The sequence below is a fragment of the Gordonia soli NBRC 108243 genome (assembly GCF_000334455.1).
In the GTDB taxonomy this organism is placed as follows: Bacteria; Actinomycetota; Actinomycetes; order Mycobacteriales; family Mycobacteriaceae; genus Gordonia; species Gordonia soli.
The window spans coordinates 1-16440 of sequence record NZ_BANX01000005.1 but is presented as its reverse complement, the minus strand read 5'-3'; the positions used below and the strand labels follow the sequence as shown (position 1 = coordinate 16440).

The following is a 16440-nucleotide window of genomic DNA, read 5'->3' as shown; positions in this document are numbered from 1 at the left end:
CACGACCCACCCGCTACGCGGCGGGTCACGCGCGCCCTACTCCCGAGTTGGGCGATTCCGATGAGCGGGACGTCGGTAGGCTGGACAAGTGAACCTGCGGCCTGCTCGGAATGCCCCCGGCGTCCGGGAATTCGTCCGTTCGCTCGGTTCCTCGCCGGGCCTCGGACGCCTGCTCGCGGTGCGGCTTTCCAGCCAGATCACCGACGGCGTCTTCCAAGCGGCGTTGTTCACGTCGATCCTGTTCAACCCCGAGCGGCACGCGGATCCGGTGGCCGTCGCCGGTGGGCTCGCGGTGTTGCTGCTGCCGTACTCGCTGATCGGTCCGTTCGCCGGAGCGCTGCTCGACCACTGGGATCGGCGCAGTGTCCTGATGTACGCCAACATCGTCCGCGCGGCAATGGTCGGGATCGTCGCGGCGGCGATCGCGAGCGGCGCCCCGGACACCGTCGTGCTGATCGCCGCGCTGGCCGCCACCGGTGCGAGTCGATTCGTCGCGTCAGGACTGTCGGCTGGTCTGCCACACGTCGCCCATCGGGACGTGATCGTCGGGATCAATGCCCTGTTCACGACGCTCGGTGCGGGAATGCTGGCCGTCGGGGCGGGAATCGCGATCGGTCTGCGCGCCATCTTCGGATCGGACAACACCGGCAGCGCGTGGACCACCCTCGCCGGAGTGCTGATCGCGCTGATCGCAGCCACCATCGCCCGCGGCTTCACCCGACTCCAACTCGGACCCGACCACCCGGACGATCCCGGGTCGTCGGCGACCCACGCGGTGGCCGTCGGCCTGCTGCACGGCACCCGCGCGGTGGCGCACACCCGCACGGTCGCGGCCGCGTTGTCGGCGATCGGGGCTCATCGACTGGTGTTCGGCATGAACACGCTGATGCTGCTGGTGCTGACCCGACAGTCCGGGCTCGGCGACGGGCTCGCCGGAGTGTCGGTCATCGGCGGCTTCACGGCCGGCGGCGCACTGGCTGCGGCCGCGCTGACCCCGATCCTGGTGGCGCGACTCGGTCGGCGGGTGACCTTGGTGTCGGCGTTGTTGGTCGGTGCGGTCGCCCAGATCTCACTGCTCTCGTTCGATGCCGTCGTGTACTGCCTCGCCGCATTGGTGCTCGGGCTGATCGGACAGGTCGCCAAACTGTGCGGAGACGTCGCGATGCAGGTCGACATCGACGATGCCGTCCGCGGTCAGGTCTTCTCCGTACAGGACGCGGTGTTCAACATCGCCTACGTCGGCGCGGTGACCATCGCGGCGTTCACCATCCCCGCTGATGGAGAGTCGGCCGGGCTGATCGTCCTCGGCACCGTCATCTACCTGCTCGGCATCCTGACGGTGCGGCTGCTGCACACCGCGCATCACGTGGAGACCCCGGTGTCGGCGAAGACGGCGGGCCACGTCTCGGACGTGTGAGGGTCGGGGTCCGGGGGGCTCGGTCCGGGCGCGGTGGCCGGGGCGGTCCGGGCGGGACCACACCAGAACCGGTACAAAATCTGTACGTCAGGGGCCGGCCATCGACATATCGTCAACCGCGGGCCCCCCACGTACAGATTTCAGCGGCGGGCCAGCGAACAGGGCCAGAGCTGCGACGCGGCCAGGCGGACGGGGTACGAAATCTGTACGCCAGCAGCCGGCCGTCGACATATCGTCAACCGCGGGTCCCCGAGGTACAGATTTCAGCCGAAGAGCCTGACGGCCGTGGACCAGCGACGGGAATCCGATCTCACCGACGCCGGAAGCCCGACCATCGGCGGTCGTGGGTCGCGTCGGCCCGACCGTCGCCGTCGGTGTCGACGAGCACCCGATCGAAGGTGCCGTCGCCGTTCTCGTCGACGTACAGGTGCGTGGCGACGGGAATGCCCGCCCGGCGGGTGCCGTGCAGTTCGGCATCGACCCTGCCGTCCCGATTCAGGTCGAGCACCCGGGTGGTCCCCGGGTCGTCCGACTCCCCGACATCCGGCTCGGCGACCCGTGGTGTCGATGGAGCAGCAGGAGACGGTGCCGCAGGCTCGTCGGGCACCCGGCCGGGCCGTGGGGCGGGCCCGGGTTCGGAGGGCTCGGCGGGCGGGGCGTCGACAGGCGGGTCGGCCGGGCGCACTTCCCGACCACCCGACTCGGGCGTGTCCTGACGACCGGGACGCGCGCCGGACGGATCATCCGCCGACCGCTCGACCGGCTGATCCCAGAGCCCACGACCGGAGTCGTGGAAGTGACGGCCGGCGTCGCCATCGGCGTCGAGCACGGCCGTGTCCGCGATGCCGTCGCCGTCCGAGTCCCACATCGCGTCGTCACGACGGCCGTCGCCGTCGAAGTCGAGCCAGACGGCATCGAGCCGGCCGTCGCCGTCCAGGTCTGCGTCGGCGACCGACGTCCAGGTGGTCGTGTGCCCGTCCCCCACGCCGAATGCGTACTCGATGGTCGGGTCCATGGGATTTCGACGCACCGACCCGGTCATCCGGTTCCCGGAGGTCCGTGGTCACCGTCACCCACGAGGTCACCTCGCGCACTCCCCGCCGCGTGCCCACCCCGGCACCCACCGCAGGCCACACGGTAGGTTGACCAGTGTGTATGTGAGCGAACTCGGCGAGCTGTGGCACCACGCGCGGGTCGAACCCGCGATCGCACACCTCGATTCGGCGTCGGCCGGTCGCAGTTCCAATGCGGTCATCGAGGCGATCGGCGCGCATCTGTGGCGTGAGTCCGAGCACGGCTCCTATGTGGCTGCCGACGACCGCGCCGACGAGATCGCACGCGACCGTCGCGATCTCGCGTCGCTGATCGGCCACACCAGTGACGAACTCGCGTTCCGGGAGAGCGCACGCGCCGCGCTGCGCGGCCTGCTCACCTATTGGAACCTGCCGATCGCGTCGACCGTGTGGGTGGCGACCAACGAGTTCGGTCCCAACCTCGTCGAGTTCGAGCGCCGCGGCTACGGGGTGCGCCCGTTGCCCGACTCGGACGTGTACGGGCACGTCGACACCGACGCGCTGGAGAACATGCTGCAGTTCGATCAGCCGCAGTTCATCCACATCTGCCACATCGGCGCGATGAGCGGCATCGTCCAGCCGGTCGCCAAGATCGTCGAGATCGCCCACAACGCCGGGGTGCCGGTGGTCGTCGACATGGCGCAGGCGGTCGGGCACGTACCGACGGTGACCGGCGCCGACATCGTCTACGGGACCAGCCGCAAATGGCTGACCGGCCCGCGCGGCGTCGGGTTCGTCGCCGTCCGGCGCGACTCCCTGCGCCCCGTGCAGATCGAGAGTTCCGAGGCCTTCGTCGCCGGCCGGCTCGGACTGGGCGTGGCCGTCGCCGAACTGCTGGAGATCGGCCAGCAGAGGGTCTTCCGCGAACTCGCCGCCATCGGACTCGCCACCCGCGAGCGCCTGCACGGTATCGCCAGCTGGGAGGTCGTGGAGCCACTGGACGAGCCGTCGGCAACGGTCACGCTCGCCCCGCCGCCCGGCTGGCAGCCGTCGGATGTGCTGGCCGCACGCGACAAGCTGCGGACCCTGGGCATCCTGGTCACCGCGGCCGACTCCTGGCGCGCGCCACTCGCCACCGAGCAGTCCCTGCTCCGCATCAGCCCACATCTCGACGTGCAGCGCGAGGATCTCGATCGGCTCGCCGACGCCTTGCGCACCATGGGCTACTGAGCGCGGCGATGTCGGCCCGATGATCCGCTGGCTGTTGCTCGTCGGTGCGATCCTGTGCGAGGTCAGCGCGTCACTCGCGCTCAAGGGAGCGCTCGACCACAGCGGCCTGTACGCGATCGTCGCGGCCGGTTACCTCGCGTCGTTCGCCTTTCTCGCAATGGTGCTGAAGCGCGGCATGCCCCTCGGCGTCGCGTACGGCATCTGGGGCGCGTCGGGCGTCGCACTCACCGCGCTCGCCTCGGCGGCGATATACGACGAGCCGCTGACGATCCTGATGGGCATCGGATTCGTGTTGGTCGTCGGCGGTGTGTTGCTGGTCGAATTCGGCTCTCACCCCGCCGATTCCGACACCGCTACCGCGACCGATGACGCAGGCGCGACCGATGCGACGAGCAGCGGTACCGACGATCGGGGCATCCGGTGATCGCGCTGCTCACCCTGTTCGGGGCGATCGTCCTCGAGGTCGCCGCGACGCTCTCGCTCCGCATGGCCGCGACCGGCCGACGCGTGTTCTATGTGCCGGTCGCCGTCGGCTACCTCTCCGCGTTCCTGCTGCTGTCGTTGACTCTCGCCCAGGGCATGCCGCTCGGGGTCGCCTACGGCGTCTGGGCGGCGACCGGCGTCGCACTCACCGCCATCGCGTCCAAGTTCCTCTTCGCCGAACCGCTGACCGGCCGGATGATGGCGGGCATCGGCCTCATCATGGCCGGCGTGCTGCTCATCGAACTCGGTGCGGCGCACTGACTTCCGGGGGATCAGGCCGCAGCCGTGACTCACCCCAGTCGCCGACGCTCTGCCTTGACCAGGTTGCCACCGACGATCAAACGCTGGATCTCGCTGGTCCCCTCGTAGAGCCGTAGTAGTCGGGCGTCACGGTAGATGCGTTCGACCGCCACGCCGCGCATGTAGCCACTGCCGCCGTGGATCTGGACCGCGAGGTCGGCCACGTGACCCAACACCTCGGTACAGAACAGTTTGGTCGCCGACGGCGCGATCCGTCGATCCTCACCCGACACCCACGCCGCTGCGGTCTGCCGCACCAGCGCGCGGGCCGCGGAGACCTGTGTGTACTGGTCGGCCAACATCCCCTGCACCAGTTGGTGATCGCCGATCGAGACGCCGCCCTGCGTGGTGGTCACGGCCGCCTGCAGCGACTCGTCCAGCGCGCGCTGCGCCTGACCGACCGCGACGGCCGCGATGTGGATGCGCCCGCGCGCGAGAATGGTCATGGCGGCCCGGTAGCCGAGATCGGGGTCGTCGCCGACAACCGCGTCGGCCGAGACGTGGACCTTGTCGAAGACGACCTCCGCGGTGGACGAGCCCTCCTGCCCCATCTTGGCGTCGCGCGGCCCGACGGTGATCCCCTCCGCGTCGCCGGGAACCAGGAACACCCCGATACCCGGACTGCCCTTCTCCGGTTCGCGGTACCGCGCGAAGACGATGAACAGCCCGGCGATGGTCGCGTTGGTGATGAACCGTTTGGTGCCGTCGATGGCCCAGCCGTCGTCGGTGCGGGTCGCCGACGTCCGCAGACCGCCCGGGTCCGATCCGGCGCCCTCCTCGGTCAGCGCGAAGGACCCGACCACCTCGCCGGTCGTCATCGGCGTCAGCCAGCGCTCCCGCTGGGCATCGGTGCCGAACTCCACCAGGACCTGACCGGCGATTCCGTTGTTGGTGCCGACCATCGACCGGACCGCGAGACTGGTATAGCCGAGTTCCTCGGCGAGCAGGACGTCCTGCGCGAGATCGAGGCCGAGGCCACCCCACTGCTGCGGGACCGCGAAGCCGAACAGGCCGAGGTCGGCCATCGCCGCCCGCAGGTCGTCGGGGATGGCCTGCCCCTCGGCGATCTCCGTCTCCCGCGGGACCACCTTCTCACGGACGAACTGTCTTGTGGCGGCGAGGATCTGGGCGAGGTCGTCGGCGGAGACCTCGGCCGAGGACGGCAGCTGAGCGGCATCGGGCACGGTGACGGTCATGTCTCGCACCCTAGCCACCGGGACGCCGACGGGTCGACGATCCGTCGGCGTCGGCGGTCAGTCACCGATCCGCAGCCCGTGCGCGATGGCGAACTCGATCGCCTGGGCGGGATCGACGCGGGTGCCGACGGCCGACGTCTGCAGCCACAGTGCGGGGTCACATCGAGCACCTCGGAGATCGGCTCCGTCGAGCACCGCGCCGATGGCCCGCAGGCCGGTGAGGTCGGCGCCCGAGAGGTCCGACTTGGCCAGCGTCGACCCCGACACATTCGCCTCGCGGAGCCGGCACCCGGTCAGGGTCACGCCGCCGAGATCGCACTCGCCCATCGAGACCAGCGTCAGGTCGGAGTCGACGAGCGACATCGCCGTGGTCCGACAGCCGGTGATCATCGACCCGACGAGAGTGCAGTCGGCCATGTCGACCCGACCGAGGTGGGTCCGCTCGAAGTGACAGTTCCGGAACGCACTGGCCCGGTGCACCGAACGCCCCAGGTTGGCCCCGGTGAAGTCACATCCGTCGAACACCGTTCGCCGCGTACGGATCTCACTGAGATCGGCTTCGACGAAGGTGCAGTCGGTGAAGGTCCGGTCGGTCCACTCCTCGCCGTGGAGATCCTCGTGGTCGAAGGTCGCACCCGTCACGTCGTCAGTCATGCCGCCGTTTCTACACCGACGTCCCGACGGACCGCGGCCGACGCCCGGTCGGGCCGTCTCGTCAGTCGGCTGCCGCGATGAGCGCGGCGTCCACGATCTCGGTGACGGCCGGGCGGGCGGCGTCGGCGTCGGCCGCGACCAGCCCGATGCGCGTCCGGCGGTGCAGCACGTCGTCGACGTCGAGGGCCCCCTCGGCACGGACGGCGAACTCGATCTCGGCACGCGTCACGTCGATCCCGGGCGCGATGCGTTCCAGGGGTTCGGCGACGGTCGCCGTGGTCACGACTTTCCCTGCCTCGGAGCCGTACCGTGCGATCAGCGACGGTGGCAGCCCCGGTGGGACAACCGCACCGGCAGCCCCGACCAGGGGGATGTCGGTGGTGATGCAGCGCCCGGCATCGAGATCGGCCGCACCGATCGCCGCGTCGACCGCGTCCTGCGCCATCCGCCGATAGGTGGTCAGCTTGCCGCCGACGACGCTGACCAGCTTGCCGTCGGTGACGCGCACCTCGTGGCGCCGGGAGACGTCGGCGAGGTCGCCACCCTCGGTGGGGGCCGTCCGCTCGTCGATCAGCGGGCGGAGGCCGGCGAAGGTGCCGAGGATGTCCGCGCGGGTCAGCGAACGCTCGAGCGCGACGTTCACGGAGTCGAGCAGGAAGTCGATCTCGTGCTCGTCGGGCACCGGGACATCGGGGACCGCGCCGGGCGCATCGACGTCGGTGAGGCCGAGGTAGACCCGACCGAGCTGTTCAGGGATGGCGAACACGAAGCGGCTCACCGAACCCGCCACCGGGACGGTCAGTGCCGCCGTCGGGTGACCGAGGGTCGCGGCATCGAGTACGAGGTGGGTTCCCCGGCTCGGTCGGACGGCGATGGTCCGGTCGAGGTGATCCGCCCACACGCCGGTGGCGTTGATGACGGTGCGGGCCGGGACATCGAAGCTGTCACCGGTCAGCGTGTCGGTGAGACGCGCTCCATCGCCGGTGATCTCGTCGGAGCGGACCCGGGTGAGGACCGTCGCGCCGTGCGCGGCCGCCGTACGCGCCACCGCCACGACCAGACGGGCATCGTCGACCAGCCGACCGTCGGTGCCGGAGATGCCACCACGCAGGCCGATCCGGCGAACCGTCGGGATGCGGTCGACGACCTCGGCCGCCGACATCCGCGTCGGGCCCGGCAGCACCGCGGTGGGGGTGCCGACGGTGCGACGCAGCATGTCGCCGGCACGGAAGCCGATCCGGACACTCGCGGCGGTGCGTCGCGATCCGTGGTCGGGGACGATCTGCCGCAGCGGGGCGACGAGATGGGGGGCGATGGTCGTCATCAGGTGATGCCGCTCCACCGCGCTCTCGTAGGCGATGCCGAGCCGGGCCGAGGCGAGATAACGCAGACCGCCGTGCACCAGCTTGCTGCTCCAGCGCGATGTGCCGTGGGCCAGGTCGTGGTGCTCGACCAACACCACCGACAGTCCGCGGCTCGCGGCGTCGAGCGCGACGCCGACGCCGGTGATACCGCCGCCGACCACGAGTACGTCGACAGGCTCGGTGCGGGCTCGCAGTGCGTCGAGGTCGGTGCGGCGCCGGACGGTGTCCAGCGCGGACATCAGTTGACCGCCGTTCCGGGAACCGGCGGTCGGCGCAGGTACGCCGACAGCGCGTGGTGCAGCTCGACGCTCCACTCATCACCCAGGATGGTCTCCACCAGGGCTCGCGACTGGATCGCCGACTGCGTGATCAGCAGCACCATCGACGCCATCTTCTTGGCGTCGCCCATGCGCACCTCGCCGCGATCCTGCCCGCGCGCGATGGTGTCGGCGAGGATCGCGAGCACGCTCTCCTGGCTGGTGCCGAGACGGTCGAACACGTAGGGCGTCATGAACTCCCGCTGTTCGCGCCACAGCGATGCGACCAGTTCGTCCTCGCGCAGCGCGCCGACCACCCGCACCACCAGATCGATGGTCGCGTCGAAGTCGGCGGTCCGGAGCGGGGTGGTCTCGGTGACCGCATTGATCACGCCGAGGACCTCCCGCGTCAGCAGGGCGCGGATGATGGCATCCATGTCGGGCCAGCGCCGGTAGACGGTGGGTCTGCTGACTCCCGCTTCACGCGCCACCTCGGCCAGGGTGACCTTGCGTCCCTCGCTCCGCGTCAGGCAGAGCCGAGCGGAATCGAGGACCACATCGCCGATGTCGTCTTTACAGATTGACATGATGTGTAACACTGTAACCCATGACCGTTGCTTCGCCCACCTTCGGGGCCATGCCGACGGGCGCCCCAGAGACCGTTTTCGCCGGGCCGGCCCGCCGGACCCCGTGCACGCCGCACCTCCCCCCCAGCGGCGCGCCGGGGTCCGGGCCGCCCACCCCTGCAGCCATCGTCGATGTGCTCGGCGGTGCGCGATGACCGGGACCGTGCGACACCTGACACTGCTGGTCAACCCGCATGCGCGCCATGGTGCGGCCGGAGCGGTCGGCGACGAGGCTGCTCGCCTGCTGCGTGAGCGCGGACTCGAGGTCGCGGTCATCGAGGGTCGGGACGTCGACGAGGCCCGCGAACTCGCCGGCAAGGCCGCACGCACCCGCACCGACGCCCTCGTGGTGGTCGGCGGCGACGGCAGCATCCGACTCGCCGTCGAGGCGACCTACGGCAGCGGGGTACCCGTCGCGGTCATCCCGGCGGGCAGCGGAAACGACTTCGCGCGCAACGTCGGCATACCGCTCGACGATGTCGCCGCGGCCGTCGATGTGCTGGTCGCCGGACACACGCGCAGCGTCGACCTCGGCCGCGTGACCTTTCCCGACGGTCGGTCGGAATTGTTCGGCACGGTCACCGCCACCGGCTTCGATGCCGCGGTCACCGAACGCGCCATCGGCATGCGCTGGCCCCGCGGCCAGTCGCGATACACGCTCGCGGCGCTGCGAGAGCTGATCGGACTGCGCGGACACCACTACAACGTGCGCGTCGACGACGACGAGGCCTTCGACGGCGACCTCGCCTTCGCGGCCATCGGCAACACCACCTCCTACGGCGGCGGCATGCAGATCGCGCCAGCCGCCTCGTTGTTCGACGGTCTGCTCGACGTGACGCTCGGGAAGCTGCCCCCACGCTTCGCCAGGTTGAAGATCGCCCAGGTGTTCCCCAAGGTGTTCTCCGGCGAGCACGTCGACGATCCGATGGTGATCACGCTGCGCGGCAAGGAGATCGAGCTGTACTGCGATCCACCCGCGCTCGTGTCGGTCGACGGCGACCTGGTCGGCACGCTGCCGGCCGTGTTCGAGGCCATCCCGGCCGCTATCGAGATGCTGGTGCCCGAAGACGCCGGCACTCCGGCCTCCGCGCGAGGTGGACGCTCGGCACATCCCCAGGGCGACCTCAGCTCGCGGTAGCTGTTCGGCGTCCCGCTGTTCCCGTCCGGCCTCGGACCCCTCCTCCGCCTGCGGGGTGCGGACGGGTGGGTCCGGGGCGGGCGCCCCACTGTCACGAGCGATGAGTTCCAGCGGGCCACGCGGTCGGATCCGGTATGAGTGATCCGAACGCGAGTGAACCCACGGTCGAACTGATCCCCCGGCACACGGCCGCCACACTGCCCGACCACGGCAGCGACCAGCCCGACGGCGACCAGCCCGACAACAGGCCGCAGGTGTGGTCCGACGTCGAGGAACTCCTGCGTGCCGGTTCGGGGACGACCTGGTTGAGCGTCGGACGGTCGGCCGGCGGTGTCCACACCCGGCCGGTTTTCGCCGCCTGGACCGGCGACGCCTTCGTGTTCGCCTCCAACGGCTCCACCGCGAAGTCGGCACACCTGGATGCAGACGGTCGTGGGTCCCTGGCCATCGACTTGTCGTCGGTGCACCTGGTCGTCGAGGGGCGAGCCGACCGACTGGTGACGCCGGCCGGTCTGGAGAACGCATCGGCGGCGCTGCTCGAGGTCTACGGCTGGCCGACGACGGTGATCGGCGACGTCGTGGACGCGCCCTACGGTGCGCCGACGTCGGGAGGCCCGCCGTACCGGCTCTACCGCTTCACACCCGCACGCGCCTTCGCCTTCCCGACCGCGGACCAGTTCGAACCGACGCGCTTCCGTTTCTGACGATCTCGTACGGCCCCGCGACCTGCCGCTCAGCTCAGCCGTCGGCCGCCGCGCGGCGCTCGGCCCACCACTGCCTGAGGGCTTCCTCCGCCTCGTCGCGCGAGAGCGGTCCCCGATCGAGGCGTAGCTCCTTGAGGTACCGCCATGCCTGACCGACGAGGGGCCCCGGCGGCAGATCGAGCAACTCCATGATCGCGTTGCCGTCCAGATCGGGACGCACGCGCTGGAGGTCCTCGGCGGCGGCGAGATCGGCGATGCGCTGCTCGAGATGGTCGTAGTTCTCCTGCAGGCGTCGGGCCCGACGCTTGTTGCGGGTGGTGCAGTCGGCGCGCACCAGCTTGTGCAGCCGGTCGAGCAGGTCGCCCGCGTCGGTGACGTACCGACGGACCGCGGAGTCGGTCCAGGTGCCGTCGCCGTAACCGTGGAAACGCAGGTGCAGGAACACCAGCTGCGCGACGTCGTCGACCACGGCCTTGGGGTACTTGAGCGCTCGCATGCGTTTGCGCACCATCTTGGCGCCGACCACCTCGTGGTGGTGGAAGCTCACCCCACCGCCCGACTCGTGGCGGCGTGTGGCCGGCTTGCCGATGTCGTGCAGCAGCGCGGCCCATCGCAGCACCAGGTCGGGATCGCCCTCCTCGAGGTCGATCGCTTGCCGCAGGACCGTCAAGGAGTGCTGGTAGACGTCCTTGTGCTGGTGGTGCTCGTCGATGGTGAGGCGCATCCCGGGGATCTCCGGCAGCACCCGCTCGGCCAGTCCGGTCTCCACGAGCAGGTCGATCGCCTCCAGCGGATGCTCGCCGGCGATGGTCTTGTCGAGTTCCACGCGGATGCGCTCGACCGTGATGCGGTCGATCTGCTCGGCCATCGCGGTGATCGCCTCCTGCACCCGCGGGGCGAGCCGGAAGCCCAGCTGGGAGACGAAGCGGATCGCCCTCAGCATCCGCAGCGGATCGTCGGCGAAGGATTCCTCCGGGGTGGCCGGGGTGTCGATGACGCCGGCGAGCGCAGCACTCAGACCGTCGAGGGGATCGCAGAAGTCCTGTGCACCGTCGCGCCCGACGCGCACCGCCATGGCGTTGATGGTGAAGTCGCGCCGCACGAGATCGTCGTCGAGGGAGTCGCCGAACCGGACCTGCGGATTCCGGCTCACACGGTCGTAGGCGTCGGCGCGGAACGTCGTGATCTCGATGATCAGGTCACCCTTGCGCACGCTGATGGTCCCGAAGGCGATCCCGGTGTCCCACCGCGCGTCGGCCCAGTCGCGCAGCAGCTCGTCGACCTGCTCCGGCCGGGCATCGGTGGTGAAGTCGAGGTCGCCGGAGAGGCGCCCGAGAACGGCATCGCGCACCGAACCGCCCACCAGGTAGAGCTCATGTCCGGCGTCGGCGAAGAGCGTGCCGAGTGGCACCAGGACGTCTGCGAGTCCCTGTAGTTCCACCGCGGCGGCCGCGAGGAGGCGCGTTCGGCGGTCGGGGAGCTCGGTCACGTCGTGTGAGCCTACCGGCGACCGCGCCCACCTCCACAGGCGTGCCGGGCGCCGACCCCCGACGTGACCCCACGCGACACTCCGACACCACCCGACCGCATGGTCGCGGCGTCCGGGAGCAGACGGAGATCGAAGTACCGCGACAGCGACCGACGGGCGGTCGGCCGACCGCCACGACCCGCCATCCAGGCAAACGCATGGTGACCAGCGGCTAGCATCGAGACTGTGTCCGCCGAATCCCCCACCCATCGAGCTGACGTCGGCGCCGACGTCGCCGGCGGTGGTCGGGCGACCGACGGACCCGCGGTGACCGGCGGCGATCGTCGGCACAACGGCACCGACACCGGTGGTCCCGGCTCCTCGACCGCACCGACCGGAGGCGGCCCACGCTCGGATTCGCCCGCAGGCGGCGACGCATCACCGGACAAGCGAGAGGGCAAAGGTCGGCGCACCCGTCGGGGGCGACGCCGACGCGGACGTCGGAGCCCCGAGAGCCGCGGGGACACCGCCGACGCGACCCACGCCCGGGCCGACTCCCCGACCGCGCATCCGACGCAGGCGCCCCATCGGCAGGACCCCGCCCGGCCCGGCTCGACCACCCAGCGCACGGCACCGTCGGGCCCCGGCGCCACCGGGCGCCCGGCAGCCACCGACACCGGTTCGGGCACCTCGGGTGGTCAGCGCGGCGACGGCCGTCCGAAGCCCGGACCCCGACCGTCCGACCGGCGCGACGAGCCGCGCGGTCAGCAACCGAAAGACCAGCGCACCGGACAGAACACCGCTCGCCGGGGTGGTGACCAGAACGGGGCAGGCCACAGCGCGGGCCATCCGCACGGTAAACACCCGAATAGTGGACACGCGAACGGCGGACACCCGAACGGCGGACACCCGAACGGCGGGCACCCGAACGGGCGCCCCCGGGCCGCACGCAGCTCGGCCGGTGACGTACCGAAACCGGGACCTCCGCCGGGACGCGGGGCAGGCACCACCAACTCCGAACCCGGTCGGGCACGGGTCTCACGACCCAAGCCGTCCGACCTCGTCGCGGTGTCGGCGAAGATCACCAAGACCGGCCTCGGCCACGGCGACCCGGGAGCGTCACCGTCCCGACGCCGGCGGGCAGAGCCCAAGCAGACCGGCGACAAGGGTGAGAAGCTGCACACCGTCCGGGAGACGTCGGCCGGTGGTCTGGTCATCTCCGACCTCGACCGGCCCGTCGACGACCTGCACGCCGCCCTGATCGGCCGGATGGACCGTCGTGGACGGATGATGTGGTCGCTGCCGAAGGGCCACATCGAGACCGGCGAGACCGCCGAGCAGACCGCGATCCGCGAGGTCGCCGAGGAGACCGGTATCCACGGCACCGTGGTGGCCCCGCTGGGCAAGATCGACTACTGGTTCGTCAGCGAGGGTCGGCGCATCCACAAAACCGTGCACCACTACCTCCTGCGGAGCGTCGGCGGTGAGCTGTCGGACGCGGACTACGAGGTCAGCGAGGTCGCGTGGGTGCCGTTGCGCGAACTCCCCCGCAAGCTCACGTACTCTGACGAGCGGCGACTGGCCCGGATGGCCCGGGGAGTCATCGCCGATCTCGCCGCCGATCCCCGTCGGTTGGCCGAATCCGAGGCCGAGAGCATCCGGACCGAACCCAACGCCTATGAGAGAGCCGCAGCCGCCCGCAACCAGCGCCGCAACGAGCCGCCCCCGCCGGCTCGGTCCCGTCGGCGCAGGCGGCGCCCGCGACGCGGCTCGTCCGGCGATGGTTAGGCCCGCCGACGTCCACCGAATCCCCCGCTCCCGACACCGCTGCGCCGTTCGCGCCGCGCGCCGATGGGCAGCGCTGGCCGGTGCGCTGATGATCGCGATGCTGCTGGCCGCACCGGTCAGCTCACCCGCCGGAGCCGACCCGGGTGACGACACCTCCGGTTCCGAGGTTTTCGCCCATGTCGTCATCGACTCCGTGACGCCGTCATTGGTCACCAGCAGCAGCGATGCGACCGTCACCGTCGCCGGTCGTGTGGAGAACGTGGGCAGTCGCACCCTGCGCGACACCACTATCCGGCTCGAGCGCGGCGACCGTGTGCAGTCGGCGGCCGGACTCCGACGCTCACTGGCCGTCGACCATCCACCCGTCGCGGCCTCGGATGAGTTCCGGCAGTTCGACGATCTCCTCGAACCCGGCGACAGCAAGCCGTTCTCGCTGAGCATGCCGTTGTCGGCGCCGGGTGGTCTCGGCATCGACCGGACCGGCGTGTATCCGCTGCAGGTGAACCTGAACGGGGTGCCCGAGTACGGATCGCTCGCACAGGTCGGCGGGACGCGCACGCTTCTGCCGGTCCTGTCGTTGCCGCCGGATCGGGCCCGCGCCCGGGCCTATGTCGACCCCCTCGAGGGCTCCGGTGATCCCGACGTCGGCCCCGACGGTTCGGTCTCGGCTAACACGTCGAGCCCGTCGGCGTTGACGATGCTCTGGCCGCTCGCCGCTCCCCCGCAGCTCGCCCCCGGCGTCCTGGGCGGTGGCACCGAGCCGGTCCGTCTGATCAGCGAGGACATGGCCCGATCGGTCTCCCCCGGTGGCCGCTTGTACCGCCTGCTGCACGCATTGACCCCGGTGGTCGGCGCACCGGAGGGCGACTCGTCGGACGCCTCCGGCGCTTCCGACGGTTCGAGCAGCGCTGCGAGTGCACCCTCGTCGGCGTCACCCGGATCGTCGCCGCCCGGATCCTTCCCGCCCACCTCCACCTCCGCACAGGACGCGGATGCGGACGCTCCGTCGGCGAAACTGGCGCAGAGCACCTGCCTGGCCGTCGACCCGGACCTGCTCGTCACGGTCCGCGCGATGTCGCTGGGATACGTCGTCACCGACGATCCGGAGAACCCGCGCTCGCCGACCACCCCGGGTACCGGCCGCGATGCCGCCGACGCGTGGCTGACCGAGTTGCGTCGCGTCGCGTCGAAGATGTGCGTGACCGCTCTGCCCTTCGCGCAGGCGGATCTCGATTCACTGGCCCGTATCGACGACGTCGGGCTGACCACCGCCGCGCTGGCGACACCGTCCGACGTGGTGGACGGCATCCTCGACGTCCGCAGCGTCCGCGACCTCACCATCCCGGCCGTCGGATCCGTGGATCCGGCCGGCGCCGGGCTCCTCGAGTCGAGCAAACGCGACCGACTGGTGACGGCTGCCGGTTCCGTCGATCCCGCCCGCGGCACGCAGGCATCGGGTCGCTACCGCATCGAGAACCTCCGCGCGCAGACCTTCGACACGCCCGTCAGCGCGGCGCTCGGCGCAGTCGGCACGGCACCGACCACCCCCGCGCTCACCCCTGCCGACCAACGGGTCGCCCTCGCGGGCGAGTCGCCGGCCAGCCGTCGGCAGACCGCGACCGCGTCACTCGCCTACACCGCGATCGCCGCCCCGGATCGCCTCGCTTCCGACGGCGAACCGCAACGGCCGCAACCACTCCCGATCACCGGTCGCAGTCAGTTCGTGGTGCCGCCCACATACTGGTCGCCATCCGACGACGATGCGGCTGCGCTCCTGTCGACCGCCACGGTGCTGCTCGAGTCGGGCACCGCGCGTCCGGCTCCGCTGCCCGACGTCGTCCGCGACCTCGACGGCGTGACCGATGCTGCGCGGATCGTCTCTCCGTCCGGCACCGCCACCGACGCCCGGGCGGCCTGGGTGGTCGACGACCGCGTCGCGGCGTCGATCCGGCGCAGCGCCGAGCTGTCGTGGCGCCTGCAGGCATCGCTCGTCAGCAGCGAGGACGTCGATGTCAGCCCGCAGCGGTACGTCGCGCCGCTACGCGAGGACCTGCTGCGCGCGGTCCGTAGTCCCGACACCCTGACCCCGCCGGCCCGGACCGTGCTCACCGAGCAACGGTCCCAGCGCACCGAGGCCGTCGATGCGACACTGCAACGGATGACCGGAGCGGTGTCGATCCTCGACCCCGGTGGCCGCTACACGCTGGCCTCCGAACGTAGCCCGTTGCTGTTGGTGGTACGCAACGACCTCGCACTCCCGGTCCGGGTACGGATCGACACGTCCGCGCCGACCGACTTCGACGTCGGCGATGTCGGGGTCATCGAGATACCGGCGCGCGGTACACGTCAGATCCAGATGCCGACGCGCGCCGACAGTTCCGAGGCCATCACCGTCACCATCTCGATGCTGACCTCCAGCGGCGTGCCGCTCGGGGTCCCCATCAGCCTGTCGGTGCATTCCAACGCCTACGGCATGCCGCTGTTCATCATCACCATCTGCGCCGGCGCCGCACTGGTCCTGTTGACCGCGCGCAGGCTCTGGCACCGCTTCCGCGGTGAGCCCGACCCGGCCGACGAGGACCGACCCGAACCCGACGAGCACGAACGGCATCTGGCCGGCGCCACCTATCAGGTGCGTCAGCGCACCCTGCGTGTCGAGGAACCCGTCGTCCGTCCCGAACCACCAGAGGACGATCGATGACCGAACGTCCACCCCAGAGTCCGGACCCCGACGAGCCCCGTCGGGCGAGTCCGCGACGCATCCCACCGGGGCCGTCGTCGCGCCGGCCGCGCCCGGAGCCG

General features: G+C 70.8%; 13 protein-coding genes and 1 pseudogene. 8 read left to right on the top strand and 6 right to left on the bottom strand.

Going from position 1 to position 16440, the window contains the following annotated elements:
• Positions 1-88 precede the first annotated feature (88 nt).
• Positions 89-1417 (top strand): MFS transporter, encoded by a 1329-nt coding sequence (locus tag GS4_RS03040; protein ID WP_007617367.1) that lies wholly within the window; start codon positions 89-91, stop codon positions 1415-1417.
• 310 nt (positions 1418-1727) lie between these two features.
• On the opposite strand, the gene GS4_RS03035 is transcribed toward GS4_RS03040, so the two are convergent.
• Positions 1728-2447 carry a hypothetical protein gene (locus tag GS4_RS03035; protein ID WP_369403292.1) on the bottom strand — a complete coding sequence of 240 codons (720 nt, stop codon included), beginning with the start codon at positions 2445-2447 and terminating at the stop codon, positions 1728-1730.
• Positions 2448-2568: 121 nt separating this feature from the next.
• On the opposite strand from GS4_RS03035, the gene GS4_RS03030 reads away from it, so the two are divergent.
• Genes GS4_RS03030 through GS4_RS03020 form a run of 3 tightly spaced genes read left to right on the top strand, consistent with a single transcriptional unit; the run spans position 2569 to position 4404 of the window.
• Positions 2569-3660, top strand: a complete 1092-nt coding sequence (locus tag GS4_RS03030) for an aminotransferase class V-fold PLP-dependent enzyme (RefSeq protein ID WP_007617365.1) — start codon at positions 2569-2571, stop codon at positions 3658-3660.
• A 19-nt stretch (positions 3661-3679) separates the two neighbouring features.
• Complete coding sequence (locus GS4_RS03025; RefSeq protein ID WP_007617364.1) at positions 3680-4084, top strand: DMT family transporter; 405 nt, start codon at positions 3680-3682, stop codon at positions 4082-4084.
• Positions 4081-4404, top strand: coding sequence for a DMT family transporter (locus GS4_RS03020; protein ID WP_007617363.1), 324 nt, complete (start codon positions 4081-4083; stop codon positions 4402-4404). The genes GS4_RS03025 and GS4_RS03020 overlap by 4 nt, the downstream gene beginning before the upstream one ends.
• A 29-nt stretch (positions 4405-4433) precedes the next feature.
• Here GS4_RS03020 and GS4_RS03015 read toward each other — a convergent pair whose 3' ends face one another.
• The 4 genes from GS4_RS03015 to GS4_RS03000 all read right to left on the bottom strand — a co-directional run bounded on the left by GS4_RS03015 (position 4434) and on the right by GS4_RS03000 (position 8501).
• Positions 4434-5639, bottom strand: coding sequence for an acyl-CoA dehydrogenase family protein (locus GS4_RS03015; protein ID WP_007617362.1), 1206 nt, complete (start codon positions 5637-5639; stop codon positions 4434-4436).
• Positions 5640-5696: 57 nt separating this feature from the next.
• Positions 5697-6293 (bottom strand): pentapeptide repeat-containing protein, encoded by a 597-nt coding sequence (locus GS4_RS03010; protein ID WP_007617359.1) that lies wholly within the window; start codon positions 6291-6293, stop codon positions 5697-5699.
• A 61-nt stretch (positions 6294-6354) separates the two neighbouring features.
• Positions 6355-7896, bottom strand: coding sequence for a glycerol-3-phosphate dehydrogenase/oxidase (locus GS4_RS03005; protein ID WP_007617357.1), 1542 nt, complete (start codon positions 7894-7896; stop codon positions 6355-6357).
• Positions 7896-8501 (bottom strand): TetR/AcrR family transcriptional regulator, encoded by a 606-nt coding sequence (locus GS4_RS03000; RefSeq protein WP_040509380.1) that lies wholly within the window; start codon positions 8499-8501, stop codon positions 7896-7898. The genes GS4_RS03005 and GS4_RS03000 overlap by 1 nt, the downstream gene beginning before the upstream one ends.
• Before the next feature lie 190 nt (positions 8502-8691).
• Between GS4_RS03000 and GS4_RS02995 the strand changes: the two genes are divergently transcribed.
• Positions 8692-9678 carry a YegS/Rv2252/BmrU family lipid kinase gene (locus GS4_RS02995; protein WP_007617353.1) on the top strand — a complete coding sequence of 329 codons (987 nt, stop codon included), beginning with the start codon at positions 8692-8694 and terminating at the stop codon, positions 9676-9678.
• Positions 9679-9812: 134 nt separating this feature from the next.
• Entirely contained in the window at positions 9813-10382 is a 570-nt protein-coding gene (locus tag GS4_RS24695) for a pyridoxamine 5'-phosphate oxidase family protein (protein WP_007617351.1), read from the top strand.
• 34 nt (positions 10383-10416) lie between these two features.
• On the opposite strand, the gene GS4_RS02985 is transcribed toward GS4_RS24695, so the two are convergent.
• The gene (locus GS4_RS02985; RefSeq protein WP_007617349.1) at positions 10417-11871 is read right to left on the bottom strand and encodes a CCA tRNA nucleotidyltransferase; all 1455 of its coding nucleotides are present in this window, start codon (positions 11869-11871) and stop codon (positions 10417-10419) included.
• A gap of 996 nt (positions 11872-12867) precedes the next feature.
• Between GS4_RS02985 and GS4_RS26455 the strand changes: the two are divergent.
• Both GS4_RS26455 and GS4_RS02975 read left to right on the top strand, forming a co-directional pair.
• Positions 12868-13638: pseudogene (locus GS4_RS26455) on the top strand (NUDIX hydrolase); the annotation flags it as partial.
• The gene (locus GS4_RS02975) at positions 13631-16339 is read left to right on the top strand and encodes a DUF6049 family protein (protein WP_245555545.1); all 2709 of its coding nucleotides are present in this window, start codon (positions 13631-13633) and stop codon (positions 16337-16339) included. The pseudogene GS4_RS26455 and the gene GS4_RS02975, both read left to right, overlap by 8 nt.
• The last annotated feature ends 101 nt before the right edge of the window (positions 16340-16440 follow it).